A 24,682-nucleotide genomic window follows, 5' to 3' on the forward strand; every position below is an offset into this window, starting at 1 on the left:
GACCGGCCCCACGGCCCCGTGACGCCCGGCGCTGCTACCCCTCCGGTCATGCCTCAAACCGAACATGACCCAGATCACACCGCCTCCCCTTCTTCCGTCCTCCCCCCACTTGATACAAATTGCCCGCGCGTTCCTGTCCCTCGACGGCCTGCGCCCAATCCCCCCGCTCCGTCGCTCCTTTCGCATGCCCTGGGAACGCCCGTGTTCGCCCGCACCACCCCCTGGCCCCTCGTCGCCCTCTTCACGGCCGGGTACCTCGCCCCCTACCTGCTCCCCACCACCGTCGGCAGGCTCGACTCGGGGCTCCCGGTCTCGGCCACCCAGGCGGGAGTCATCGGAAGCGCCCTGCTGCTGAGTTCCGCAACGGCCGGCTTCCTGCTGGCGTCCCGCGTGGACCGCTTCGGCCCCCGCGCCCTCGCCCGCGCCGGCCTCCTGCTCGCCGTCCTCGGCTACGGCGGCGCCGCCCTCACCACCCACGTGCCGGCCGTCGTGGCCGGCGCGATGGCCGGCGGTTTCGGCTCCGGCACGATCACCGCGGTCGCCGCCACCGGCATCGCGGCGCAGCGGGACCCGCACCGGATCACGACCCTCGGCCTGCTCGGCGTCTCCGCCCTCGCCGGTGCCGTCTACCTGACGGTCCCGCACCTCGGCCCCGGCCACGCGCAGCCCCTCGCCGCGATCGCGCTCACCGCGCTGGCCGTCTGGCCGCTCACCGCCCGGCTGTCCCCCCGTACCGCGCGGACGGTCGCCGTCACCTCCGGTCCCCGCCTGCCGCACCTGCGCTCCGGGCTGCTGCTGGCCGCCGCGATGCCCTGCTGGTCGGCCGCGCAGAACTCGCTGTGGGGCGTGAGCGGCCGGATCGGCCTGACGCAGGCGCACCTGAGCGAGGTGACCGTCGGCGCGGTGTTCGCGGTGGCGCTCGGCGCCGGGCTGCTGGGTGTGGTCGGGGCGGGCGCGCTCGGCCCGCGGCTCGGGCAGGCCCTGCCGATCGGGCTCGGCACGGTGCTGATCGCCGGCTGCATCGCCCTCAGCGCGTCCGCCACGGACCTGACGACGTTCGCGTCCGGCGAGATCGCGTGGAACCTGGTCTACCCGGTCGTGCTGTCGTACGTCATAGGGCTGGCCGCCTCCCTGGACCCGCGCGGCCGCTGGGCCGTACTGGTCGGGTCGGCGTCCTCGCTGGGGACGGCCATGGGCCCGATGACCGGCAGCCTGCTGTCGGCCCGGGCCGGTTTCCCGGCGATGGGGACCGTCCTGGCGGTGGGTCTGCTGGCGGTCGCGGTCCCGTTGACGGCGGTGGCACTGCGGCGCAGGACCACCACCGTCACGACGGCCTACCCGGTACTCGCCGAGGAGACGGTACGGCTGGACGTCGCCGCCTGAGGGCTGTCCCCCGGTCCGGCCCTCAGTGCCTGTCGCCGAACTCGTGGGCGTCCACCTCGGCGAGGTAGCGGGACCGCAGGTCCTCGTCGTCCTCCAGGAAGGACGCGCGGAAGGAGTTGCGGGCCAGCTCCCGCATCTGCTCCTTCGACAGGCCGAGGGTGTCGCGCACCGCGTGGTAGTTGTCGGCGACGTAGCCGCCGAAGTAGGCCGGGTCGTCGGAGTTGACCGTGCACAGCAGGCCCGCCTCCAGCATCGCCGGGAGCGGGTGCTCGGCGAGCGTGTCCACCGCGCGCAGCCGCACGTTGGACAGCGGGCACAGCGTCAGCGGGATCCGCTCCCGCACCAGGCGCTCGACCAGGTCCGGGTCCTCCAGGCAGCGCAGCCCGTGGTCGACGCGCTCCACGCCGAGCACGTCCAGCGCCTCGGTGATGTAGGAGGGCGGCCCCTCCTCACCGGCGTGCGCCACGCGCCGCAGCCCGAGGTCGGCGGCCATCTCGTACACCTCGCGGAACTTGGCCGGCGGGTGGCCGACCTCGGCCGAGTCCAGCCCGACGCCGATGATCCGGCCCAGGTGCGGCCGGGCGGCCTCCAGCGTCTCCAGTGCCGAGTCGGCGGACTCGTCCCGCAGGAAGCACATGATCAGCCGGGTGGACATCCCGTGGTTCTCGGTGCTCCGGCCGAGCGCCCGCCACAGCCCCTCGACGATCGTGCCCATGGGCACGCCCCGCGCGATGTGCGCCTGCGGGTCGAAGAAGATCTCGGCGTGCCGCACGCCCTGCGCGGCGGCCCGCGTCAGATAGGCCTCGGCGAGGTCCTCGAAGTCCTGCTCGGTACGCAGGACGGTCATCAGCTCGTAGTACAGGTTCAGGAAGGACTGGAGATCCTTGAACCGGTAGGCCTCGCGGAGCGCCTCGGTGTCCGCGTACGGCAGCCGGACGCCGTTGCGCTCGGCGAGCCGGAACGCCAGCTCCGGTTCCAGGGTGCCTTCGATGTGGAGGTGCAGTTCAGCTTTGGGGAGGGGCATCAAAGCATCGTAAAGCCGCTTCACCTGCGCTTTGGAACCGGCACTCGGAGCAGGTCGTGGGCGACGGTCAGCTCGCCCTCGTAGCCGGCGGCCCGCGCCTGCCGCTCGAACTCCTCGGGGTCCGCGTAGCGCTGGCTGAAGTGGGTCAGCACGAGGTGCCGCACCCCCGCCTCCCGTGCGACCCCGGCCGCCTGCCCGGCGGTCAGATGGCCGTGGTCGGCGGCGAGTCCGGCGTCCTCGTCGAGGAACGTGGACTCGATGACGAGCAGGTCGCAGTCCTCCGCGAGGGCGTGCACGCCCTCGCAGAGCCGGGTGTCCATCACGAACGCGAACCGCTGCCCGCGGCGCACCTCGCTGACCTGGTCCAGGGTGACGTCCCCGAGGCGGCCGTCACGCTGGAGGCGGCCGACGTCCGGCCCCCGGACGCCGTGCGCGGCGAGCCGGTCGGGCAGCATGCGCCGGCCGTCGGGCTCGACCAGCCGGTAGCCGTAGGACTCGACGGGGTGGGACAGCTTCCTGGCCTGGAGCGTGTACGACGCGGTGGTGGCGAGGTCGCCGTCCGCGTCGACCGGGGCCTCGGTGACGCCGACCGTCTCCCGGTAGGCGGTGGCGTACCGGAGCCGGTCGAAGAACCGCTGTCCGGACTTCGGGTAGTGCGCGGTCACCGGGTGCGGTACCTGGTCGAGGTTGACGCGCTGGATGACGCCGGCGAGCCCGAGGCTGTGGTCGCCGTGGAAGTGGGTGACGCAGATCCGGTTCAGGTCGTGGGCGGCGACCCCGGCCCGCACCATCTGCCGCTGGGTGCCCTCGCCGGGGTCGAAGAGGATGCCCTCGCCGTCCCAGCGCAGCAGGTAGCCGTTGTGGTTGCGGTGCCGGGTGGGAACCTGGCTGGCGGTGCCGAGGACCACCAGTTCACGGACGGACACGGCCGGCTATCCGGGCGGCCACTGCAGGCCGCGGCCCCCGAGGACGTGGGCGTGCGCGTGCCAGACGGTCTGGCCCGCGCCGCTGCCGGTGTTGAAGACGATGCGGTAGCTGTCCAGCTTCTCGTCGTCGGCGACGGCCTGCGCCTCGCGCAGCATGTCGGCGGCGACGGCGGGTTCGGCCCCGGCGAGTTCGGCCGCGTTCTCGTAGTGGACCCTCGGGATCACCAGGACGTGGGTCGGGGCCTGGGGGTTGATGTCCCGGAAGGCGACGGTGGTGCCGGTCTCGCGGACGACCGTCGCGGGGACGTGACCCGCGGCGATCTTGCAGAACAGGCAGTCGTCCTGGGGTTCCCCTGCCACTTTTCCTCCTCGACCGGTGATCGGTTTCGGGGGCATCGTATCGCCGTCGGCCGCGGGTCCGGCGGGAGTCCGGCGAGGGCTTGCCGCGCCCCCGGGACGGAGCCGCGCGGCCGACACGGCCGCGCCCCTCCGCCGGGCCCGCGCCCCTCAGTCCGTCGGCAACGTCGGCGGCTCCTTCGCGGGCGTCGTCTCCAGCGACTCCAGCGCGATCCGTACCGCCTCGTCCAGTTGGGGATCGCGTCCCGCACCCCAGTCCTGCGGGGTCTGTACGACCTCCACGTCCGGGTCGACGCCGTGGTTCTCCACGCCCCAGCCGTAGCCCTCCAGCCAGAACGCGTACTTCGGCTGGGTGACCAGCGTGCCGTCGACCAGCCGGTAGCGGCTGTCGATGCCGATCACACCGCCCCAGGTGCGGGTGCCGACCACCGGGCCGATGCCCAGCGCCTTGGCCGCCGCGTTGACGATGTCCCCGTCGGAGCCCGAGAACTCGTTGGCGACGACGACCACCGGACCCCGCGGCGCGTCCTTCGGATAGCTGAACGGGCGCATGCCGCGCGGCAGGTTCCAGCCGACGATCCGGCGGGCCAGCTTCTCCACGACGAGCTGGGAGGTGTGCCCGCCGCGGTTCTCCCGGACGTCCACGACGATGCCCTCGCGGGCCATCTCCACGCTCAGGTCGCGGTGGATCTGCGCCCAGCCGGGTGCCTGCATGTCCGGCACGTGGAGATACCCCAGCCGGCCCTCGGACAGTTCGTGCACACGGGCCCGCCGGCCGGCCACCCACGCGTGGTAGCGCAGCGGTTCCTCGTCCGCCACCGGCACGACGACGGGGTGGCGCAGCTCGCCGCCGCCCGCCGGCGACACGGTCAGCTCGATCGCCTTGCCGGCCGTGCCGACCAGCAGCGGCCCGGGTCCGGTCACCGGGTCGACGGCCCGGCCCGCGACGGCCACGATCGCGTCGCCCGGGCGCACCGCGACGCCGGGTGCTGCCAGCGGGGAGCGGGCGCCGGGGTCGGAGGTCTCGGCGGGCAGGATCCGGTCGATCCGCCAGCTGCCGTCCGGGTGCCGGGAGAGGTCCGCGCCCAGCAGGCCCTGGCGGGGCCCGTGGCCGTAGCCGCCGCGCGGGGTGACGTAGGCGTGCGAGGTGCCCAGTTCGCCCTGCACCTCCCACAGCAGGTCGACCAGGTCGTCGTGGGTGGCGACGTGCTCGACGAGCGGACGGTAGCGGGCCAGGACGCCGTCCCAGTCGACGCCGCCGAGGTCCGGCCGCCAGAACTGGTCCCGCATGATGCGGCCGGTCTCGTCGAACATCTGCCGCCACTCGGCGGCCGGGTCGAGCATCTGCCGGACACGGGACAGGTCGACGGTGATGTTGCTGTCGCTGTCGTCGTCGCCCGAGGCCCGGCGGTCGCTGGGCACGACCTTGAGCTTGCCGTCGGCCCACAGCAGGACGCGTTTGCCGTCGCCGCTGACCTCGAAGTGGTCGGCGTCGGAGGCGAGGTACTCGATGCGCTGCTGAGCCAGGTCGTAGCGCTCCAGCTCGGTCTTCGGGTCGGGGTCCTCGGGGTGGGCGCGGGAGGCGCCGAGCACCCCGCGCACCGGGTGGCGCAGCCACAGCACGCCGTCCTTGGCGGCGCGCAGCCCGGAGTACCGGCCGGCCTCGACGGGGAAGGGCACGATCCGGTCGGCGAGGCCCTCCAGGTCGATCCGGGTGGCCGGGGTGCCCTCGGAGTCCGGGGTCTCGTCCTTGTCGGGCGTCTCGAAGGGGCGTCCGTGCCGCTGCGGGCCGAACGGCGAGGGGGTGGTCGCCGCCAGGGTGATCAGGTGCGGCCGGTCGCCGACCACGAAGGCCAGGTCGAAGACGTGCTCGTCGTAGACCGGGTCGAAGGACCGGGTGGAGAGGAACGCGAGGTGTCTGCCGTCCCGGGTGAAGACGGGCGCGTAGTCCTGGAACCGCAGCGGCGTCGCCTCGGTGACCGTCAGGTCGGTGGTGTGGGCGAGGCGGAGCTGGGCGAGCCCGCCGGCGCCGGGATGGGACCAGGCCAGCCAGCCGGAGTCGGGCGAGAACGCGAGCCCGGAGACGTCACCGTCCTCGCTGCGGTCGACCTCGCGCACCTCGCCGGTCTCGCGTTCGACGAGCAGGAGGCGTCCGTCGTGCGCGGCGACCGCGACCCGGCCGCCGTCGGGGGCGACGGCGAGGTCCAGGACCCGGCCGAGCTGTCCGGCGGCGAGCCGGCGCGGGGTGGAGCCGGGCACCGGACCGGTGGCGGGCGCGAACTCCAGGGCGTCGTCGCCCTCGGCGTCCGTCACCCACACCACCCACTCCTCCGCGTCCGCGCGGAAGGTGACGGGCAGCCGGGCCCGCACCCCGGGCCGGTCGGCGAGGGCGCGGGCCGGGCCCGACCGGTGGGTCACCCAGTGCACGCCGCCGCGGACCAGGACGGCGCTGCCGCGCGCGGTGTGGTCGGGCGAGGCGGAGCCGAACCAGTGGGCGGCGCTGACCGGGTGCGGCTGCCGGTCCACCCGGGCCCCGCCCAGCCGGATGTCCAGCCGGCGCGGCTCGGCCCCCTCCAGGTCGTCCAGGAGCCAGAGTTCACCGGCCGAGGCGTAGACGACCCGGGTGCCGTCGCCGGCCGCGTGCCGGGCGTAGAACCCGTCGAGGGGGGTGTGCCGGCGCAGGTCGGAACCGTCGGCGAGGGAGGAGTACAGCGCCCCGGTGCCCTCGTGGTCGGAGAGGAACGCTATCCGCTCCCCCGCCCACGTCGGGTACTCCAGGTTCCCGTCCAGATCCTCGTGGAGCCGTACGAACTCGCCGTCCCCGGCCCGGTCGATCCACAGCTTCCCGGCCGTGCCGCCCCGGTACCGCTTCCACCAGGCCGCCTCCCGCCCCATCGGCGCGGACAGCAGCACGGTGTGCGGGCCGTCGGCGACATGACCGACCGGGCCGTAGGGCAGGACGGTGGACGGGCCGCCGTCGAGCGGGACGGTCCTCGCCCAGCTGCGCCGGAGGCTGGACTGGCCGTAGGTGCTGATGGCGAGGACCTGTCCGTCATCGGTCCAGCCGCGCACCTGGGTGCGCGAACTCCCCCAGTGCGTCAGGCGGGTGGACGGGCCGCCGTCGACGGGGGCGACGTGGACCTCGGGGGCGCCGTCGCGGGTGGAGGTCCAGGCGAGGGTGGTCCCGTCGGGCGAGATGCGCGGCAGGGTCACCGGGACGTTGTCGGCGCTGACCCGCCAGGCCCGTCCGCCGTCCAGGGGCGCGAGCCACACGTCGTCCTCGGCGGTGAAGGCGACCAGGTCGCCGTGGACATGGGGAAATCGGAGGTAGGACCGCGGTCCTGTCGCTGCACCCTGAGTCACTCGCCCAGCCTATGCACCGCGGCCCGATCGCGTCGGCCGATTTCGATCACTTGCCCTGCACCGGCCAGCACTTGGGGTCGCCCTGGCACCAGAGGGTCTTCGTCACGGTCACGGTGGGGCCCGGCCGCTGTCCGTAGGTGGGCGGCCGGTAGGTGCTGTACGCGGGTGCGGGGGTGGCGTCGCAGTCGCCGAGGCCGTCGACCCGGAACCACTCCTTGCCGCCGACCTTCGCGACCAGGTTCCCGCGCACGCAGGCGCCGCTGACCGCCTTGGTGACCCGGCCGGTGACGGTGATGTCCCGGCCGTCCCTGGTCCTGCCCCGGCAGTCCACCGAGACGACGGACGTCTCGGACGCCGAGGGCGCCTTCGGGGCGGCGGAACCGTAGTTTCCGGTGCAGGTCAGCCAGTTGACGTCGACGTGCTGCCGTTTCAGTTCCGCGGTGGCGGTCCGGTCGGTGGTGAACGCGACGGTCGCGGAGTTCAGGTCGGTGGGCTGACAGCCCACCACGCCTGCCACGGCGATCGCCACGAGCCCCGCCACGGCCGCCGCCCTGGTCGTCCGCGGCCCTCGCAGAACAGGCCTCAATGCCCCCATGAAAGGCAGCCTGCCACCGTCCCGCCCGTGACGGTAGGGGGCGGACGGCCACTCACGCGTTCGAGTACGTCCCCCGGAAGGGCGGTAGCCTGACGGCGTGCACAGTGACCACAGGCTGAGAACCCTCGTCGTGGACGCGGGCACCGTCTACCGGTGGAAGGTCCGGCACCGCAACCGGTCCGGCGAACCGGCCCGCACCGTCCTCACCCTGCACCGGGACGGTGTGCGGACCCGGATCGTCTTCGAGGAGGGACCGGGCCGCGTGGTGACGGGCGGCTACTGGTTCCAGGGTCTGGTGGGCGACGCCGACGACAACCATCTCAACCTGCACCGACCCGGCGCCGTACGCGCGTTCGTCGACGAGACGGCGCACCGCCGGCTACTGGACCGCCACGCCGATCTGGACGGCTGGGAACTGCTCCCCGCGGCCGCCGTCAGGTACGCAGCAGCAGCCACTCCTGAAGCTCCACCAGATTGCCCTCGGGGTCCTTGAGATGGGCGACGCGCATGCGTTCGGTCATCGGCGCCGGCCCCTGCACCAGGACCGCGCCCCGGGCGGCTATCTGCTCGCAGTAGGCGTCCAGGTCGTCGACGCGCAGCACCACCAGCGAACGGTGCCCGGTCGCGGTGTCCCCCACCTCGCCCAGCACCTCGGCCATCATCGTCCGGTCCTGCAGGGCTATCCCCGCCGACCCGGCGTGCGGACTGAACTTCTCGTACGGTCCCTCGCTCGCCCCCGACTGCGGCCTCAGCCCGAGCACCTCGGCGTAGAAGCGGTAGCAGGCGGCGAAGTCGGACACCAGAAGCCGGACCTGGGCGAGTTCCACGGCGCGTTCCCCCTGTGCTGTCGTACGGGTCAGGACCACCGGCCGGTACGTCCGAGGAGCAGCGCGGTGGCCGCGGTCCCGGCGGTCGATGTGCGCATCACGGTAGGCCCCAGGGTGCAGGCCCTCGCACCCGCCTCCTCGAAGAGCGCCAGCTCGTCCCGGGCGACACCCCCCTCGGGGCCGACGACCAGCACGATCTCGCCCTCGGCGGGCAGCGGCGCGGTGGCGAGCGGTTCGCTGCCGTGCTCGAAGTCGGAGTGGAGCACGACGGCCAGGGCGGCGCCGGCGAGCAGCGCGGCGACCTGCCTGGTGGTGGCCGCGTCCGCGATCTCCGGGAAGCGCACCCGGCGGGACTGCTTGCCGGCCTCGCGGGCGGTGGCCCGCCACTTCGCGAGGGACTTCACTCCCCGCTCGCCCTTCCACTGGGTGATGCAGCGCGCGGCCTGCCAGGGCACCACCGCGTCGACGCCCACCTCGGTCATGGTCTCCACGGCGACCTCGCCGCGGTCGCCCTTGGGCAGGGCCTGGACGACGGTGATACGGGGCTGCGGAAGGGGCTCCTCGTGGAGCTGCCCCAGGCCCGTCACGACCAGCCGGTCCTTGCCCTCGGCGGCCCTGACGACGCCCTCGCCCCAGCGTCCGCGCCCGTCGGTGAGGATGACGTCCTCACCGGGCTGCAGCCGCTTCACGGAGACGGCGTGCCGGCCCTCGGGACCGTCCAGGACGACCTCGCCACCGGAGAAGTCGGGCACGACCAGCGGGTCGAGCACGAACACCGGGGCGGTCACCGCCCGGCTCCCGTCACGTCCGTACCGCCCAGGGCACCGCCGTCCGCGCCGGTCGTGGACGACAACACTGTCGACGCCGCGGCGAGTTCCTCCGCGAGGACCTCCACGAGCCGCCCCGCGGGCAGCTCCCTGACCATCCGGTGCCCCTGCCCCGCCCACAGCGCCATGCCCTGCGCGTCCCCGGCCGCGGCGGCGGCCTTGCGCAGCGGGGAGGTGAGGTGGTGCACCTCGGGGTAGGCGGCGGGCGCGTACGGGCCGTGCTCGCGCATGAAGCGGTTGACCAGGCCTCGGGCCGGCCGGCCGGAGAACGCGCGGGTCAGCGCGGTCCGGGTGAACAGCGGGTCGGTCAGCGCCCGCTTGTACGGGTCGGCGGCACCGGACTCGGGGGTGGCGAGGAAGGCGGTGCCCAGCTGGGCGGCGCTGGCGCCCGCGGCGAGCACGGCGGCGATCTGGCTGCCGCGCATGATGCCGCCGGCGGCGACCACCGGGATGCCCACGGTCTCGCGTATCCGGGCCACCAGGGACAGCAGGCCGATCCCGGAACCGTCGTTCTCCGGCACGTCCCGGTGGGTGCCCTGGTGCCCGCCGGCCTCCACGCCCTGGGCGATCACCGCGTCCGCGCCGGCCTGCTCGGCGGCCAGGGCCTCCTCGGCGGTGGTGGCGGTGACGAGGGTGCGGGTGCCCGCCCGGCGCAGGGCCTCCAGCGCCTCACGGGCCGGCACGCCGAAGTGGAAGGAGACCACGGGCACCGGGTTGTCCAGGAGTACGGCGAGCTTCGCGTCGTAGCCGTCGTCCCGGCCGCTGTCCGGATCGCCGAGCTCGGTCCCGTACCAGGCGGCCTCACCGGCCAGCTGCTGCGCGTAGACCTCCACCGCGCCGGACTCGGCGTGCTCCGGCTGCGGCATGAACAGGTTCACGCCGAAGGGGCGGCCGGTCAGTCCCCGCAACTGCTTGATCTCCTGGTACATCCCGTCGGCGGTCTTGTACCCGGCGGCCAGGAACCCCAGTCCGCCCGCCTCGGAGACGGCGGCGGCGAGCCGCGGGAGGGAGACCCCGCCCGCCATCGGGGCCTGCACGATCGGAAGCGGGAAGAGATCGGTCAGCGCGGAGGACATGACGGCATGTTGTCACGTCCTCCGAACAAGACCGAATCGGGCCGCCCCCGCGGCACATGCCAGACATGTCCGGGCCGAAGGGACGGTGTCCCCGCCCGCCACGCCCCCGCGGCAGCCGCACGGGTCCGGGGGCCGACCCGGGTCCGGGTCCGGGCGCGGACCCCCGGGATCCCGGCGACCGTCGCGGGCGACCCGTCAGCGGCCGTTGAAGGCGTCCTTCAGCCGCGAGAACAGACCCTGCTGACCCGGTTGGAACTGCCCCGTCGGGCGTTCCTCGCCGCGCAGCTTGGCCAGTTCGCGCAGGAGGCGTTCCTGCTCGGGGTCGAGCTTGGTCGGGGTCGTCACCTCGACGTGGACGATCAGGTCGCCCCGGCCGCCGCCCCGCAGATGCGTGACACCGCGCCCGTGCAGCGGGATCGACTGCCCGGACTGGGTGCCCGGCCGGATGTCGACCTCCTCCAGCCCGTCCAGCGTCTCCAGCGGCACCTTCGTGCCGAGCGACGCCGCCGTCATCGGGATCGTCACCGTGCAGTGCAGGTCGTCGCCGCGCCGCTGGAACGTGGAGTGCGGCAGCTCGTGGATCTCGACGTACAGGTCACCGGCCGGACCGCCGCCGGGGCCGACCTCGCCCTCGCCGGCGAGCTGGATCCGGGTGCCGTTGTCGACACCCGCGGGGATCTTCACGGTCAGCGTCCGGCGCGAGCGCACCCTGCCGTCACCGGCGCACTCGGGGCACGGCGTCGGCACGACCGTGCCGAAGCCCTGGCACTGCGGGCACGGCCGCGAGGTCATGACCTGGCCGAGGAAGGACCGCGTCACCTGCGACACCTCGCCGCGCCCGCGGCACATGTCACACGTCTGGGCCGAGGTGCCCGGCGCCGCGCCCTCACCGTTGCAGGTGTTGCAGACGATCGCCGTGTCGACCTGGATGTCCTTGGTCGTGCCGAAGGCCGCCTCGTCCAGCTCGACCTCGATCCGGATCATGGCGTCCTGGCCGCGGCGGGTGCGCGAGCGCGGTCCGCGCTGCGACGCCGTGCCGAAGAACGCGTCCATGATGTCCGAGAAGTTCCCGAAGCCGCCCGCCCCGAAGCCGCCCGCGCCCGCGCCGCCGCTCTGCGAGAGCGGATCGCCGCCGAGGTCGTAGACCTGCTTCTTCTGCGGGTCCGAGAGCACCTCGTAAGCGGCGTTGATCTCCTTGAACCGCTCCTGGGTCTTCGGATCCGGGTTGACGTCCGGGTGCAGCTCGCGCGCGAGCCGACGGAAGGCCTTCTTGATCTCTTCCTGCGACGCGTCGCGGCGCACGCCGAGAACGGCGTAGTAGTCCGTGGCCACTTACGACTCCGCCAGGATCTGTCCGACGTACCGTGCCACCGCTCGTACCGCTCCCATCGTTCCCGGGTAATCCATGCGGGTCGGTCCGACCACGCCGAGTTTGGCGAGTGCTTCGCCGCCCGAACCGTAACCGACCGACACCACGGACGTGGAGTTGAGTCCCTCGTAGGCGTTCTCGTGACCGATGCGTACGGTCATGCCCGAATCCCCGGCCTCGCCCATGAGCTTGAGGAGGACGACATGTTCCTCCAGAGCCTCCAGGACGGGCCGGATCATGAGGGGAAAGTCATGTCCGAAGCGGGTGAGATTGGCGGTGCCGCCGATCATCAGCCGCTCCTCGTTCTCCTCGACGAGCGTCTCCAGCAGCGTGGAGAGCACCGCCGAGACCGTGCCGCGGTCCTCGGCCTCGAATGCGTCCGGCAGGTCCTCCACCAGCCGGGGCACGTCCGAGAACCGGCGGCCGGCGACGCGGCTGTTCAGCCGTGCCCGCAGGTCCGCCAGCGACGACTCCCCGAACGGCGCCGGACAGTCGACCATCCGCTGCTCGACCCGCCCGGTGTCGGTGATCAGCACCAGCATCAGCCGGGCCGGCGCGAGCGCGAGCAGTTCCACGTGCCGCACGGTGGACCGCGTCAGCGACGGGTACTGCACGACCGCGACCTGCCTGGTCAGCTGCGCCAGCAGCCGCACCGTGCGGGCCACCACGTCGTCCAGGTCGACGGCGCCGTCGAGGAAGTTCTGGATGGCCCGCCGCTCGGGCGCGCTCATCGGTTTGACGCCCGCCAGCTTGTCCACGAACAGCCGGTAGCCCTTGTCGGTGGGGATCCGCCCGGCGCTGGTGTGCGGCTGGGCGATGAACCCCTCGTCCTCCAGGGCGGCCATGTCGTTGCGTACGGTCGCCGGGGAGACGCCCAGGTTGTGCCGCTCGGTCAGCGCCTTCGACCCGACCGGTTCCTCGGTTCCGACGTAGTCCTGGACGATGGCGCGCAATACCTGAAGCCTGCGTTCACTCAGCATGCGGCGCCACACCTCCAGAAAGTCGTCCCCGCGGCCTTTCGGGTCTTTCGTCTGGCACTCTTCGAGCCCGAGTGCCAGGATCCCCGGCCCAGTGTACGGCCGTCGGGTACCGACTGGGCAAGGTCGGTCGGGACCCACGGCGTTCCACGGCTAGCGTCGCGGTATGACGGTGACTTGGGAAGAGCTGGGCTGGGAGCGACTGGCCGAGGGGGTCGGCCGCCGCCGGCTGCCGGGCTGGGACTGCACGGCCGGGCTGGTTCTCGGGGCGGGCAGTGCCCTGATGGTGGACGCGGGGTCGAGTCTGGCGGAGGGCGCGCGGTTGCGCGACGCGGCGCGGCGGCTCGCCGGGCGCCGTGTGACCCATCTCGCGCTCACCCATCCGCACTTCGACCACGTCTTCGGCACCCCCGTGTTCGCGGGCGCCGCCGTGTACGCGGCGGCCGGCGCGGAGGCCGTCCTCGCGCACGGCCGCGCGGAACTGTGCCAGGACGCGGTACGCAACGGCCTGCCCGCCGACCTGGCCGAGGAGTCCGCCGACGCGCTGCCCGTGCCCGGCCACCCGGTCTCCGGCGAGTGCGCCCTCGACCTCGGCGGCGGCCGCCGGGCCCTGCTGGCCGACGTCGGCCCCGGTCACACCGCCCACGACCTCGCGGTCCTCGTCACCGGCGACTCCGGCGGCCCGGACGACCGGCCGGTGGTGTTCTGCGGCGACCTGGTGGAGGAGTCCGGAGACCCCCAGGCGGGCCCCGACGCCGTGCCGTCCCGCTGGCCGGCCGCCCTGGACCGGCTGCTCGCCCTCGGCGGCGAGGACGCCCGGTACGTGCCCGGTCACGGAGCGGTGGTGGACGCCGCGTTCGTACGACGGCAACGCGACGCGCTGGCCGCCCGCTTCGGCGTGTCGTGACCACGCCGCCCCCGCTTCTCCTATCGTCATCCGAATGCGCCAGTACTCCGCCGACCTGACCCCGCCCTGGAAGAAGCCGAGACCGGCACCCGAGGTGGCCGCCGAACCCGGCCTGGTCGTCGAGGAACCCGGCACCGGCTTCTGCGGCGCGGTGATCCGCTGCGAGGCGGGCACGGTCACCCTGGAGGACCGCTTCGGCAAACACCGCGTCTTCCCGCTGGAGCCGCGCGGCTTCCTCCTGGAGGGCCGGGTGGTCACCCTCGTACGCCCCGCCTCCGCCGCCCCCGCACGCCCCTCCCGCACCGCCTCAGGTTCGGTCGCCGTCCCCGGCGCACGCGCGCGCGTGGCCCGCGCCGGCCGCATCTACGTCGAGGGCCGCCACGACGCGGAACTCGTCGAGAAGGTCTGGGGCGACGACCTGCGCGTGGAGGGCGTGGTCGTGGAGTACCTGGGGGGCGTCGACGACCTCCCGTCGATCGTGGCCGACTTCACGCCGGGCCCCGACGCCCGCCTCGGCGTCCTGGTGGACCACCTGCTCCCCGGCACCAAGGAGTGGCGCATCGCCCAGTCGGTGACCAGCGAACACGCCCTGGTGGTCGGCCACCCCTACATCGACATCTGGGAGGCGGTGAAACCCGCCGCCGTCGGCATCGAGGCGTGGCCGCGCGTCCCGCACGGCCAGGACTGGAAGACGGGCGTGTGCCGGGCCCTCGGCTGGCCCCCGGACAACACGGGCGCGGTGTGGCAGGCGATCCTGGCCCGGGTCGGCTCCTACAAGGACCTGGAACCGGAACTGCTCGGCCGGGTGGAGGAACTCATCGACTTCGTGACGGCCCCGTAGCCCCCGCGCTGCCCGTCAGACCCCTTAGCCCCCGTCGCGGCGCCCGTCAGACCCCTTAGCCCCCGTCGCGGCGCCCGTCAGTCCACCAGGTCCCTGACCACCGCGTCGGCCAGCAGCCGCCCCCGCAGCGTCAGCACGGCCCGCCCGTCGCCGTACGGGCCGGACTCCAGCAGCCCCTCCCCCAGCGCCCGCCGCGAGGCCGCCAGCCCCTGCTCCTTCAGCAGCGTCAGCGGCACGCCCTCGCGCAGCCGCAGCTCCAGCAGGATCCGCTCCACCCGGCGGTCCTCGTCCGTCAGGACCTCACGCCCGGCGCCCGGCGAGCGCCCCGCCGCCAGCGCCGCCGCGTACGCCCCCGGATGCTTGACGTTCCACCAGCGCACGCCGCCCACGTGCGCGTGCGCGCCCGGTCCCGCGCCCCACCAGTCGGCGCCCCGCCAGTACAGCTCGTTGTGCAGGCAGCGCGCGGCCTCCGAGGTGGCCCAGTTGGACACCTCGTACCAGTCGAAGCCCGCAGCCGACAGCATCTCCTCGGCGATCAGATAACGGTCCGCGTGCACGTCGTCGTCGGTCATCGGGACCTCGCCCCGGCGGATCCGGCGGGCCAGTTGCGTGCCCTCCTCGACGATCAGCGCGTACGCCGACACGTGGTCCGGGCCGGCCCCGACGGCCGCCTCCAGCGAGGCCCGCCAGTCGTCGTCGGACTCCCCCGGCGTGCCGTAGATCAGATCGAGGTTGACGTGCTCGAAACCGGCCGCGCGGGCCTCCGCGACACACGCCTCGGGACGTCCGGGTGTGTGGGTGCGGTCCAGGACGCGCAGCACGTGCTGCCGGGCGCTCTGCATGCCGAAGGAGACCCGGTTGAAGCCGCCCTCGCGCAGGGCCGCCAGGTAGGCGGGGTCGACGGACTCCGGGTTCGCCTCCGTCGTGACCTCCGCGTCGGCGGCGAGACCGAACTCGTCCCGGATCGCGCCCAGCATCCGCACCAGATCCGCGGCGGCCAGCAGGGTCGGCGTGCCGCCGCCCACGAACACCGTGCGGACCTCGCGCGGGTCGTCGCCGAGGACCTTGCGGGCCTGCCTGACCTCGTCGATCAGGGTGTCGGCGTAGTTGTCGCGGGAGGCGAGGACACCGCCGGTGCCACGCAGCTCGGTCGCCGTGTACGTGTTGAAGTCGCAGTAGCCGCAGCGGGTCGCGCAGTACGGGACGTGCAGGTAGAAGCCGAGAGGGCGGTCGGCGGCACCGGCCAGCGCGTGCGCGGGGAGCGCGCCGTCGTCCGGGACCGGCTCGCCGTCGGGAAGTGCGGAAGGCATGTCCTCCATTGTCCCGTACGACGCCGCTTACTCCGCCTGGAGCACCAGCAGCGCCAGATCGTCCTCCGGCTGACCGCCGCCGAACTCGTGCACGAGCCGCCTGATGCGCTCGGCGATCAGTTCGGCGCTCAGCCCCGTGCAGCCCGCCAGCGCCCGCGCGAGCCCGTCGCCGTCGTCGAACTGCCGGGAGCCCGAGCGGCGCTCGGTGACCCCGTCGGTCACACACAGCAGGCTGTCGCCCGACCCCAGCTCGAACGTTTCGCTCGTGTACGTCTCGTCCTCCACGACCCCGAGCAGGGTCTGCGGCCGGGCGGCGGTGCGGACCCGGCCGTCCGGGCCGAGGAGCAGTGGCAGCGGATGCCCGGCGGAGGCGAGGGTGCAGCGGACACCGCCCGCTTCGAGAGGGGTGAGTTCGCCGTACAGGAGGGACAGGAAACGGGTCTGCGGGCCGTCGCCGGGCGGCACCTGCCGGCCGCCGGCGGCGACCAGGGCCCGCGCGGCGGCGTCCGCGGCCTCGGTGGCGTCGTCGAGGAGGAGCTGGTTGAGCCGGTCCAGGACGTCGGCGACCCGGTACCCCTCCCGGGCCAGCAGCCGCAGCCAGGGCCGGGCCAGGCCGATCACGACGGCGGCCTCGGGGCCCTTGCCCTGGACGTCGCCGACGGCGAAGCACCAGCGGCCGTCACCGGCCGGGAAGAGGTCGTAGAAGTCACCGCTGGGGCCGCCCTTGTCGCACGGCTCGTAGACCAGCGCGCTGCGCACGCCCGGGATCTCGGCGACCGCGCCGGGCAGCAGACCGCGCTGGAGGACGGCGCTGATGGTGGCCTGGCGGGCGTACTGACGGGCCGCGCCGATGGCCAGGGCGACCCGGCGCCCGAAGTCCTCCACCAGGCCGGTGATCTCGTCCGGGAAGCCGGCCGGGCCGGAGCGTCCGATCACCAGCGAGCCGAGCGGGCGGCCGCCCGCGATCAGCCGGTAGGAGAGCGCCGAGCCGCGGGCGCCCTGCGGACCGAGCGCCTCGCCCGGCCAGGGATACGGCTCGGGCCCCGACCGTAAGCCGCCCGTCGCGCACGGCGGGTCCTTCTCCAGCGCCCGGCGCAGCTCCTCGATGCGGTTCTCGCTGCCGTGCCAGACCCGGGCCAGCCGCGGACCGCCCGCGCCGCTCCCGTCGCCCCAGCCGCCGGACCGCACGGTCGACTCGTCCTCCAGCCACACCGCGCACCAGTCGGCCAGCCGCGGCACGATCAGCTGGCCGGTGAGCGCCGCCACCAGGTTCTCGTCGAGCTGCCCGGCGAGCAGGTCGGAGGCCTCGGCGAGGAACGACAGCGCGCCCCGGTCCAGCCAGTCCCGGTCCCGTTCGGCGCGCGGCGAGGACCCCCGCTCGAACGCGGTGGCGTGCGCGGGCGGCTCCGGCGCGAGGATCTCGGCCACCTTCAGCTCGTGCTCGTCCGGGAGGGTGCCGCCGCGGCCGGTCAGGCGCGCCCACACCGTCTTCGCGCCGATGCGGTAGGTGACCCCCCAGGACTCGGCGAGCGTGGCCACCAGGCGCAGCCCGCGCCCGTACTCCGGAGTCTCGTAGGGCGTCTCGCCCGGGTGGTCGCGCGGGGCGCGCGAGGGGTGGTGGTCGGTGACCTCGACGACGAACGCCGTCTCCTGCCGACTCTCCTCCAGCCACCATTCGACCTCGACGTCCGTGCCGGCGTGCACCACGGCGTTGGTGACGAGTTCGCTGACGACGACCATGGCGTCCTCGGCGACCCGCTGCCCCGGCTCCAGCAGGCCGCAGTCGGTCCACTCGTCGAGACAGGCGCGCACCAGCGAACGGGCGGAACCCGGGGCGAGCGGGCTCCCGGGGAGGGTCGCGCGCCCCTGCGCGTACGCGCCGGCGCCGTCGTGGGCGGAGGCGCCGTCGTGGGCGGAGGCGCCGTCATGGGCGGAGGCGCTCTCGCGGGTGGGCATGTCCTCGCGTGTGGGCGTGCCCTCGTGCGCGGGCATCTCGCTGTGCGCGGGCGCGCCGCGGTGCGCAGGCGCCTCACGGACCCGGGACACGGTCTCCCGTTGCGTGGGTATGGCCCCCATGTCCAGCTCCCCGAGCAGTTCGGACGAATGCATCCCGATGGATGCGGACAGAGTGACAGACTGACTGCGCCCATAAGCACCGAGTTACCGAAGTGGGCCGCCATGAGTGAGAACAGTGCTACGCGTGTGCTCGAAGACGGACAGAAACCGGAACAACTCCGAGCATCCGAGCTGCGCCCACTGCTCGCCGCGATGACCGCCGCCCGCGACGGCGACTTCACGAAGGCGCCGGAGACCGGGGAGGGGATCGTCGGCGAACTCACCGCGGTCTTCAACCAGCTCATGGACCGCAGCGTTCACTTCAACACCGAGGTGCAGCGCGTGAAACGCGAGCTGGTGCGCCACGGCCGCCTGGACGAACGCGTGTCGGCCAGCCCCGGCCAGGGCGCCTGGACGTCCCGGGTCAACGACGTCAACCACATCCTCGACGCGCTGGTGGCCCCGGCCGCCAACGCCACGCGCGTCCTGGACGCGGTGGCCGGCGGCGATCTGACCCAGCGCGTCGATCTGCACGACGGCAGCCGCCAGTTGCGCGGGGATCTGCGCAGACTGGGCCGCGCCGTGAACAAGATGGTCGACCAGCTGTCCCTGTTCACCGGCGAGGTGACCCGGGTCGCGCGCGAGGTGGGCACCGAGGGGCGGCTCGGCGGCCGGGCCAAGGTGCAGCGGCTGTCCGGCAGCTGGCGGGACGTCACGGAGGCCGTCAACACGATGGCGTCCAGGCTGACCGCGCAGGTCCGTGACATCGCCCTGGTGACGACGGCGGTGGCCCGCGGCGACCTGACCCGCACGGTGACCGTCGAGGCGACCGGCGAACTGCTGGAACTCAAACTCACCGTCAACACCATGGTCGACCAGCTGTCCGCGTTCGCCGACGAGGTGACCCGCGTCGCCCGCGAGGTCGGCACGGAGGGACAGCTGGGCGGCCGGGCCCAGGTACGCGGAGTCTCCGGCGTCTGGAAGGACCTCACCGACAACGTCAACTTCATGGCGTCGAACCTGACCTCGCAGGTCCGCAACATCGCCCAGGTGACGACGGCCGTCGCCAACGGCGACCTTTCACAGAAGATCACGGTCGACGCCAAGGGCGAGATCCTCGAACTGAAATCGACGATCAACACGATGGTCGACCAGCTCTCCGCGTTCGCCGACGAAGTCACCCGCGTCGCGCGGGAGGTGGGGACGGAAGGAAATCTCGGCGGCCGGGCGCAGGTCAGAGGCGTGTCCGGGGTCTGGAAAGACCTGACCGACAACGTCAACTTCATGGCCGACAACCTGACGTCCCAGGTCCGCAACATCGCGCTCGTCTCCACGGCCGTCGCCCAGGGCGATCTCGGCAAGAAAATCACCGTGGAGGCGAAGGGCGAGATCCTCGAACTGAAATCGACGATCAACACGATGGTCGACCAGCTCTCCGCGTTCGCCGACGAAGTCACCCGGGTGGCCAGGGAGGTCGGGACCGAAGGAAACCTCGGCGGGCAGGCCCAGGTACGCGGAGTCTCCGGCGTCTGGAAAGACCTCACCGACAACGTCAACTTCATGGCGCTGAACCTGACCTCGCAGGTCCGCAACATCGCCCAGGTGACGACAGCCGTCGCCAACGGCGACCTGTCCAAGAAAATCACCGTCGACGCCCGCGGCGAGATCCTGGAACTGAAGGACACCGTCAACACGATGGTGGAACAGCTGCGGGCCTTCGCCGACGAGGTGACCCGCGTGGCCCGCGAGGTCGGCACCGACGGCCGGCTGGGCGGCCGCGCCCAGGTACTCGGCGTCTCCGGCGTCTGGCGCGACCTGACCGACAACGTCAACTACATGGCCGACAACCTCACCTCACAGGTACGGAACATCGCCCAGGTGGCGACGGCCGTGGCCCAGGGCGACCTGTCGAAGAAGATCGACGTGGACGCGCGCGGCGAGATCCTCGAACTGAAGACGACGATCAACACGATGGTCGACACCCTGTCGTCGTTCTCGTCCGAGGTGACCCGGGTGGCCCGCGAGGTGGGCTCCGAGGGTCAGCTCGGCGGCCAGGCGCGCGTGGAGGGCGTGTACGGCACCTGGAAACGCCTGACGACCAACGTCAACGAACTCGCCCTCAACCTCACCACCCAGGTCCGTGCGATCGCCGAGGTCGCCTCCGCGGTGGCCCAGGGCGACATGTCCCGGTCGATCACGGTGGAGACGCAGGGCGAGGTCGCCGAACTGAAGGACAACATCAACCTGATGGTGGCCAACCTGCGCGAGACGACCCGCGCGAAGGACTGGCTGGAGTCCAACCTGGCCCGGCTCGCCGCGCTGATGCAGGGCCACCGGGACCTGATGGAGGTCGCCGACCTGATCCTGCGCGAGCTGACCCCGCTGGTGAACGCGCAGTACGGCGCGTTCTTCCTGGCCGACCCCGACGAGGACGGCGCCGCCGTCGGGACGGCCGTACCGGCGAAAGGCCTGGCGTTCATCGCCGGCTACGGCTCGGCACAGGGCGCGATCGTCGAGACGGGCGGCCTGCCGGTGCACGGGCTGGTCCGCCAGGCGGCCCGGGAGAAGAAGCGGATTCTCGTCGAGGAGACCCCACCGGACTACATCAAGATCAACAGTGGTCTGGGCGAGGCGGCACCGACGACGATCGTCATCATCCCGATCCTCTTCGAGGACAAACTCCTCGGCGTGATCGAACTGGCCTCCTTCTCCCGCTTCTCCGACGTCCACCTCGCGTTCTTCGACCAGTTCGTGAACACCATCGGCGTGGCCATCAACACGATCATCGCGAACTCGCGCACGGAGTCCCTGCTCGGCGAGTCGCAACGCCTGGCGATGCAACTCCAGGAACGCTCGGACGAACTCCAGAAACAACAGGCCGAACTACAGCGCTCGAACGCGGAACTGGAGGAAAAGGCCGCCCTGCTGGCGACGTCCTCGCAGTACAAGTCCGAGTTCCTGGCGAACATGTCCCACGAACTGCGCACCCCGCTGAATTCCCTGCTGATCCTGGCCCGGCTGCTGTCCGACAACCCGGACGGCCGGCTCTCCGACCAGGAGGTCCAGTTCGCGACGACGATCCACCGCTCGGGCTCCGACCTCCTCCAGCTCATCAACGACATCCTGGACCTGTCGAAGATCGAGGCGGGCCGGATGGACGTACGCCCCAAGCGCCTGCCGTTGATCAAACTCCTCGACTACGTCCACGCCACCTTCCGCCCGCTGACCCTGGACCGGGGCCTGGCCTTCGAGGTGACGGTCCGCGAGGACGTGCCGCGAGAGATGCACTCCGACGAACAGCGCCTCCAGCAGATCCTGCGCAACCTGCTCTCCAACGCGATCAAGTTCACCGCCAAGGGACGCGTGGAACTGCGGGTCGGCCGGGTGAAGGACCCCGACCAGCACTACGTCCACGGCAGCGACGACGTGATCGCCTTCGAGGTGACGGACACCGGCATCGGGATCGCCGCCGAGAAACTCCCGGTGATCTTCGAGGCGTTCCAGCAGGCCGACGGCACCACCAACCGCAAGTACGGCGGCACCGGCCTCGGACTGTCCATCAGCCGCGAGATCGCGGGCCTGCTCGGCGGCCGTATCGTCGCGGCGAGCGAACAGGGCAGGGGCTCGACGTTCACCCTGTACGTCCCGGTCGCCAGCCCCGGCCACGCGGCGACCGGACCCACCCCCGAACAGCACGCGCTGCCGGTCCCCGACCCCGCCAGGACGGGCGCCCCCGACACCGACGACTCCTGGCCGGCGCCGGCCGGACTGGAGGCCTGGCAGCGCGGCCGCGCCGGCCGTATCCTGCCCGGCCGGCGTGTCCTGATCATCGACGACGACATCCGCAACGTCTTCGCGCTGACCCACGTCCTGGGCCGCGTCGGCATGCCCGTGCTGTACGCGGAGAACGGCCGGGAGGGCATCGAGACCCTCGAACGCAACGCGGACGTCGAACTGGTCCTGATGGACATCATGATGCCGGAGATGGACGGCTACGAGACCATCGCGGCCATCCGCCGGGCTCCCCGCTGGACCGGCCTGCCGATCGTCGCGCTGACGGCGAAGGCGATGCCGGGCGACCGGGAGAAGTCCATCGCGCGCGGCGCCAACGACTACGTCCCCAAACCGGTGGACGTCGACCGGCTGCTCACCGTCGTCTGCGCGCTCCTGGACCCCGACGGCACGGAAGGCGGCGAGAACGCCGACGAGGAACGGACGGTTCGATGACCACTGACGAGCGGGCCGGCATCCTCCTGGTCGACGACATGGAGGACAACCTGATCGCCCTGGAGGCCGTGCTGGGGTCGCTGAACGAGCCCATAGTGCGCGCGCGTTCCGGCGAGGAGGCGATGAAGGCCCTGCTGCGCCGCCGTTTCGCCGTGGTCCTCCTCGACATCCGCATGCCGGGCATGGACGGCTTCGAAACCGCCGCGAACATCAAACGCCTCGACCAGACCAAGGACGTCCCGATCATCTTCCTGACGGGAGTCGAGGAGGACGCCGGCTACGCCTTCCGCGGTTACGCGACGGGCGCGGCGGACTATCTGACCAAACCCTTCGATCCGTGGGTGCTGCGGGCGAAGGTCAACGTCTTCCTGGAACTGCACCGCAAGAACCAGCAACTGCAGTCACTTCTGGCACGCGAACAGGCCGATTTCGACGGGCTGAGCAAACGGCTGACGGTTCTGGAGGACCGGCTGTCCGGCGAACCCGTCGACATGGCGGCGCTGCGCGAGGACGTAGGGGAACTGCGCCGGCTGCTGAGCGGCGCCCGGCGCCCCGGCTGACCGGACGCGAAAAGGCGCGGGGACGCCGACGACAGGCCACCACTGACAGCGGCCGCCACGGATCCCCGCGCCCGTACGCCCCTACGCCTCGCGTGTCCCGGCGTACATCTCGTCGATGAGGTGCTTGTAACCGCGCTCGACGACCGGCCTCTTCACCTTCAGGCTCGGCGTGATCTCGCCGTGCTCCACATCCAGGTCCCGGGGCAGCAGCCGGAACTTCTTGATGGTCTGCCAGCGCTGGAGCCCCTCGTTGAGCTCCTTGACGTAACCGTCGACCATCTCGACGGTCGCCGGCGCCGCCACCACCTCGGCGTACGTCCTGCCCTCCAGGCCGTTCTCCTTGGCCCATTCGAGGATCGCGACCTCGTCGAGGGCGATCAGCGCCGTGCAGAAGTTCCGGTCGGCGCCGTGCACGAGGATGTTGGAGACGTACGGGCAGACCGCCTTGAACTGTCCCTCGACCTCGGCCGGCGCGATGTACTTGCCGCCGGACGTCTTGATGAGGTCCTTCTTGCGGTCGGTGATCCGCAGGTAGCCGTCGGGCGACAGCTCGCCGATGTCCCCGGTGTGGAACCAGCCGTCCGCCTCCAGGACCTCGGCGGTCTTCTCGGGCAGCCCGTGGTAGCCCTGCATGATGCCGGGACCGCGCAGCAGGATCTCCCCGTCGTCGGCGATCCGCACCTCGCAGCCGGGCAGCGGCTTGCCGACCGTACCGGTGCGGTAGGCCTCGCCGGGGTTCACGAAGGACGCGGCCGAGGACTCCGTGAGGCCGTAGCCCTCCAGGATGTGCACCCCGGCACCGGCGAAGAAGTAGCCGATCTCGGGCGCCAGCGCGGCGGAACCGGAGACACAGGCCCGCAGCCGACCGCCGAAGGCCTCCCGCAGCTTGGAGTAGACGAGTCCGTCGGCGACCTTGTGCTTGGCGGTGAGCCCGAAGGGGGCGGTGGCCGAGCCGGTGCGGCGGAAGTTGTCCTGGGTGGCCTTGGCGTACTCGCGGGCCACGTCGGCCGCCCACTGGAAGATCTTGTACTTCGCCGCGCCGCCGGCGCGGGCCTTCGCCGCGACGCCGTTGTAGACCTTCTCGAAGATGCGCGGCACCGCGGCCATGTAGGTCGGCTGCACGATCGGAAGATTCTCGATGATCTTGTCGACGCGGCCGTCGACGGCGGTGACGTGCCCGACCTCGATCTGCCCGGACGTGAGCACCTTGCCGAAGACGTGGGCGAGCGGCAGCCACAGGTACTGCACGTCGTCGCGGCCGACCAGGCCGGTCGCGGCGATCGCCTTCGCCATGTACGACCAGTTGTCCTGCGGCAGTCGTACGCCCTTGGGACGGCCGGTGGTGCCGGAGGTGTAGATGAGGGTGGCGAGCTGGTCCTTGGTGATCGCGCCGACCCGTTCCTTGATCAGCTCGGGGTGCGTCTCGAGGTACCTGGCGCCGCGCTCCTCGAGCTCGGCGAGGGTGATGACCCAGTCGCCGCTCTCGACGCCGGCCGGGTCGATGACGACGACCTGGGCGAGCTCGGGCAGCTCCGCGCGGTTCTCGGCGGCCTTGGCGGCCTGTGCCGCGTCCTCCGCGATGAGCACCCGGCTCTCGGAGTCGGAGAGGATGAACGCCGACTCCTCGGCGTTGGTCTGCGGATAGACCGTGGTGGTGGCCGCGCCGGCGCACAGGATGCCCAGGTCGGCGAGGATCCACTCGACACGGGTGGAGGAGGCGAGAGCGACCCGCTGCTCGGGCTGGATGCCGAGTTCGATGAGACCGGCCGCGATGGCGTAGACGCGATCGGCCGCCTGCCCCCAGCTCAGCGACTTCCAGTCGTCCGGGCCCTCACCGGAGGCGGCCGGCACCGGGTACCGGTACGCCTCGGCGTCCGGTGTGGCCGCCACACGCTCCAGGAAGAGGGCCGCCACAGACGGCGGACGGTTCTCGATCAGTGTCTGCGTGTCGCTCACGACATCCTCCGGGGGCCCGCGACGGTGCGGCTGGCTCAGTGCGGCTGGGTTTACTCACGGTGCGGTTCGCACTACTTGTTTAACTCGCGAGTAACTATCGAG

19 protein-coding genes are annotated in these 24,682 nt (G+C 72.4%); 6 read left to right on the forward strand and 13 right to left on the reverse strand.

The window, feature by feature from the left end:
* Nucleotides 1–201 precede the first annotated feature (201 nt).
* The gene (locus tag ACFY3I_RS35470; RefSeq protein WP_390865095.1) at nt 202–1,383 is read left to right on the forward strand and encodes an MFS transporter; all 1,182 of its coding nucleotides are present in this window, start codon (nt 202–204) and stop codon (nt 1,381–1,383) included.
* Between the two features lie 22 nt (nt 1,384–1,405).
* On the opposite strand, the gene ACFY3I_RS35475 is transcribed toward ACFY3I_RS35470, so the two are convergent.
* The 5 genes from ACFY3I_RS35475 to ACFY3I_RS35495 form a co-directional block, all read right to left on the reverse strand.
* Nucleotides 1,406–2,407, reverse strand: a complete 1,002-nt coding sequence (locus tag ACFY3I_RS35475) for an adenosine deaminase (protein ID WP_365288824.1) — start codon at nt 2,405–2,407, stop codon at nt 1,406–1,408.
* A gap of 20 nt (nt 2,408–2,427) precedes the next feature.
* A complete protein-coding gene (locus tag ACFY3I_RS35480) occupies nt 2,428–3,333 on the reverse strand; it encodes a ribonuclease Z (RefSeq protein WP_390865096.1) in 906 nt (301 codons plus the stop codon).
* A gap of 6 nt (nt 3,334–3,339) precedes the next feature.
* Nucleotides 3,340–3,693: a histidine triad nucleotide-binding protein gene (locus ACFY3I_RS35485; protein ID WP_365288826.1), complete on the reverse strand. Its 354-nt coding sequence runs from the start codon at nt 3,691–3,693 to the stop codon at nt 3,340–3,342.
* 147 nt (nt 3,694–3,840) lie between these two features.
* Nucleotides 3,841–7,053, reverse strand: a complete 3,213-nt coding sequence (locus ACFY3I_RS35490) for a S41 family peptidase (RefSeq protein ID WP_390865098.1) — start codon at nt 7,051–7,053, stop codon at nt 3,841–3,843.
* Nucleotides 7,054–7,099: 46 nt separating this feature from the next.
* Nucleotides 7,100–7,648 (reverse strand): hypothetical protein, encoded by a 549-nt coding sequence (locus ACFY3I_RS35495; RefSeq protein WP_390865100.1) that lies wholly within the window; start codon nt 7,646–7,648, stop codon nt 7,100–7,102.
* Between the two features lie 97 nt (nt 7,649–7,745).
* On the opposite strand from ACFY3I_RS35495, the gene ACFY3I_RS35500 reads away from it, so the two are divergent.
* Nucleotides 7,746–8,141: a hypothetical protein gene (locus ACFY3I_RS35500; RefSeq protein ID WP_390865101.1), complete on the forward strand. Its 396-nt coding sequence runs from the start codon at nt 7,746–7,748 to the stop codon at nt 8,139–8,141.
* Here ACFY3I_RS35500 and ACFY3I_RS35505 read toward each other — a convergent pair.
* The 5 genes from ACFY3I_RS35505 to hrcA form a co-directional block, all read right to left on the reverse strand.
* Nucleotides 8,083–8,475 (reverse strand): VOC family protein, encoded by a 393-nt coding sequence (locus ACFY3I_RS35505; protein WP_365288830.1) that lies wholly within the window; start codon nt 8,473–8,475, stop codon nt 8,083–8,085. The two genes, ACFY3I_RS35500 and ACFY3I_RS35505, sit on opposite strands and share 59 nt — an antisense overlap.
* Before the next feature lie 29 nt (nt 8,476–8,504).
* On the reverse strand, nt 8,505–9,263 hold the full coding sequence (locus tag ACFY3I_RS35510; protein ID WP_390865102.1) for a 16S rRNA (uracil(1498)-N(3))-methyltransferase: 759 nt from the start codon (nt 9,261–9,263) through the stop codon (nt 8,505–8,507).
* Nucleotides 9,260–10,378 (reverse strand): nitronate monooxygenase, encoded by a 1,119-nt coding sequence (locus tag ACFY3I_RS35515; RefSeq protein WP_390865103.1) that lies wholly within the window; start codon nt 10,376–10,378, stop codon nt 9,260–9,262. The genes ACFY3I_RS35510 and ACFY3I_RS35515 overlap by 4 nt, the downstream gene beginning before the upstream one ends.
* Nucleotides 10,379–10,573: 195 nt before the next feature.
* Nucleotides 10,574–11,710, reverse strand: a complete 1,137-nt coding sequence (dnaJ, locus tag ACFY3I_RS35520) for a molecular chaperone DnaJ (RefSeq protein WP_217549614.1) — start codon at nt 11,708–11,710, stop codon at nt 10,574–10,576.
* Nucleotides 11,711–12,727 (reverse strand): heat-inducible transcriptional repressor HrcA, encoded by a 1,017-nt coding sequence (gene hrcA, locus ACFY3I_RS35525; RefSeq protein WP_362565933.1) that lies wholly within the window; start codon nt 12,725–12,727, stop codon nt 11,711–11,713.
* Nucleotides 12,728–12,890: 163 nt separating this feature from the next.
* Here hrcA and ACFY3I_RS35530 point away from each other — a divergent pair, with 163 nt between their 5' ends.
* Both ACFY3I_RS35530 and ACFY3I_RS35535 read left to right on the forward strand, forming a co-directional pair.
* Entirely contained in the window at nt 12,891–13,631 is a 741-nt protein-coding gene (locus ACFY3I_RS35530; protein ID WP_390865104.1) for an MBL fold metallo-hydrolase, read from the forward strand.
* 34 nt (nt 13,632–13,665) lie between these two features.
* A complete protein-coding gene (locus ACFY3I_RS35535; protein ID WP_390865106.1) occupies nt 13,666–14,472 on the forward strand; it encodes a DUF3097 domain-containing protein in 807 nt (268 codons plus the stop codon).
* A 77-nt stretch (nt 14,473–14,549) separates the two neighbouring features.
* Here ACFY3I_RS35535 and hemW read toward each other — a convergent pair whose 3' ends face one another.
* Together hemW and ACFY3I_RS35545 are read right to left on the reverse strand one after the other, a co-directional pair.
* Nucleotides 14,550–15,782, reverse strand: coding sequence for a radical SAM family heme chaperone HemW (gene hemW / locus ACFY3I_RS35540; protein ID WP_390865108.1), 1,233 nt, complete (start codon nt 15,780–15,782; stop codon nt 14,550–14,552).
* A 27-nt stretch (nt 15,783–15,809) separates the two neighbouring features.
* Nucleotides 15,810–17,858 (reverse strand): SpoIIE family protein phosphatase, encoded by a 2,049-nt coding sequence (locus ACFY3I_RS35545; RefSeq protein ID WP_390865110.1) that lies wholly within the window; start codon nt 17,856–17,858, stop codon nt 15,810–15,812.
* A gap of 102 nt (nt 17,859–17,960) precedes the next feature.
* Here ACFY3I_RS35545 and ACFY3I_RS35550 point away from each other — a divergent pair, with 102 nt between their 5' ends.
* Together ACFY3I_RS35550 and ACFY3I_RS35555 are read left to right on the forward strand one after the other, a co-directional pair.
* The gene (locus ACFY3I_RS35550) at nt 17,961–22,064 is read left to right on the forward strand and encodes a HAMP domain-containing protein (RefSeq protein ID WP_390865112.1); all 4,104 of its coding nucleotides are present in this window, start codon (nt 17,961–17,963) and stop codon (nt 22,062–22,064) included.
* Nucleotides 22,061–22,624: a response regulator gene (locus ACFY3I_RS35555; RefSeq protein WP_365288838.1), complete on the forward strand. Its 564-nt coding sequence runs from the start codon at nt 22,061–22,063 to the stop codon at nt 22,622–22,624. Before ACFY3I_RS35550 ends, ACFY3I_RS35555 begins: the two co-directional genes overlap by 4 nt.
* A gap of 81 nt (nt 22,625–22,705) precedes the next feature.
* On the opposite strand, the gene ACFY3I_RS35560 is transcribed toward ACFY3I_RS35555, so the two are convergent.
* Nucleotides 22,706–24,580, reverse strand: coding sequence for an AMP-dependent synthetase/ligase (locus ACFY3I_RS35560; RefSeq protein ID WP_390865114.1), 1,875 nt, complete (start codon nt 24,578–24,580; stop codon nt 22,706–22,708).
* Nucleotides 24,581–24,682 lie beyond the last annotated feature (102 nt).

Origin of the sequence: Streptomyces sp. NPDC001068, assembly GCF_042897315.1 — a bacterium.
Taxonomy (GTDB): Bacteria; Actinomycetota; Actinomycetes; order Streptomycetales; family Streptomycetaceae; genus Streptomyces.

Bases quoted from the DNA above. Each gene is read 5' to 3' on its own strand.
- ACFY3I_RS35475 (WP_365288824.1), bottom strand. From the start codon at position 2,407: ATGCCCCTCCCCAAAGCTGAACTGCACCTCCACATCGAAGGCACCCTG.
- ACFY3I_RS35495 (WP_390865100.1), bottom strand. From the start codon at position 7,648: ATGGGGGCATTGAGGCCTGTTCTGCGAGGGCCGCGGACGACCAGGGCG.
- ACFY3I_RS35515 (WP_390865103.1), bottom strand. From the start codon at position 10,378: ATGTCCTCCGCGCTGACCGATCTCTTCCCGCTTCCGATCGTGCAGGCC.
- hrcA (WP_362565933.1), bottom strand. From the start codon at position 12,727: ATGCTGAGTGAACGCAGGCTTCAGGTATTGCGCGCCATCGTCCAGGAC.
- ACFY3I_RS35530 (WP_390865104.1), top strand. From the start codon at position 12,891: ATGACGGTGACTTGGGAAGAGCTGGGCTGGGAGCGACTGGCCGAGGGG.
- ACFY3I_RS35535 (WP_390865106.1), top strand. From the start codon at position 13,666: ATGCGCCAGTACTCCGCCGACCTGACCCCGCCCTGGAAGAAGCCGAGA.
- hemW (WP_390865108.1), bottom strand. From the start codon at position 15,782: ATGCCTTCCGCACTTCCCGACGGCGAGCCGGTCCCGGACGACGGCGCG.
- ACFY3I_RS35545 (WP_390865110.1), bottom strand. From the start codon at position 17,858: ATGGGGGCCATACCCACGCAACGGGAGACCGTGTCCCGGGTCCGTGAG.
- ACFY3I_RS35550 (WP_390865112.1), top strand. From the start codon at position 17,961: ATGAGTGAGAACAGTGCTACGCGTGTGCTCGAAGACGGACAGAAACCG.
- ACFY3I_RS35555 (WP_365288838.1), top strand. From the start codon at position 22,061: ATGACCACTGACGAGCGGGCCGGCATCCTCCTGGTCGACGACATGGAG.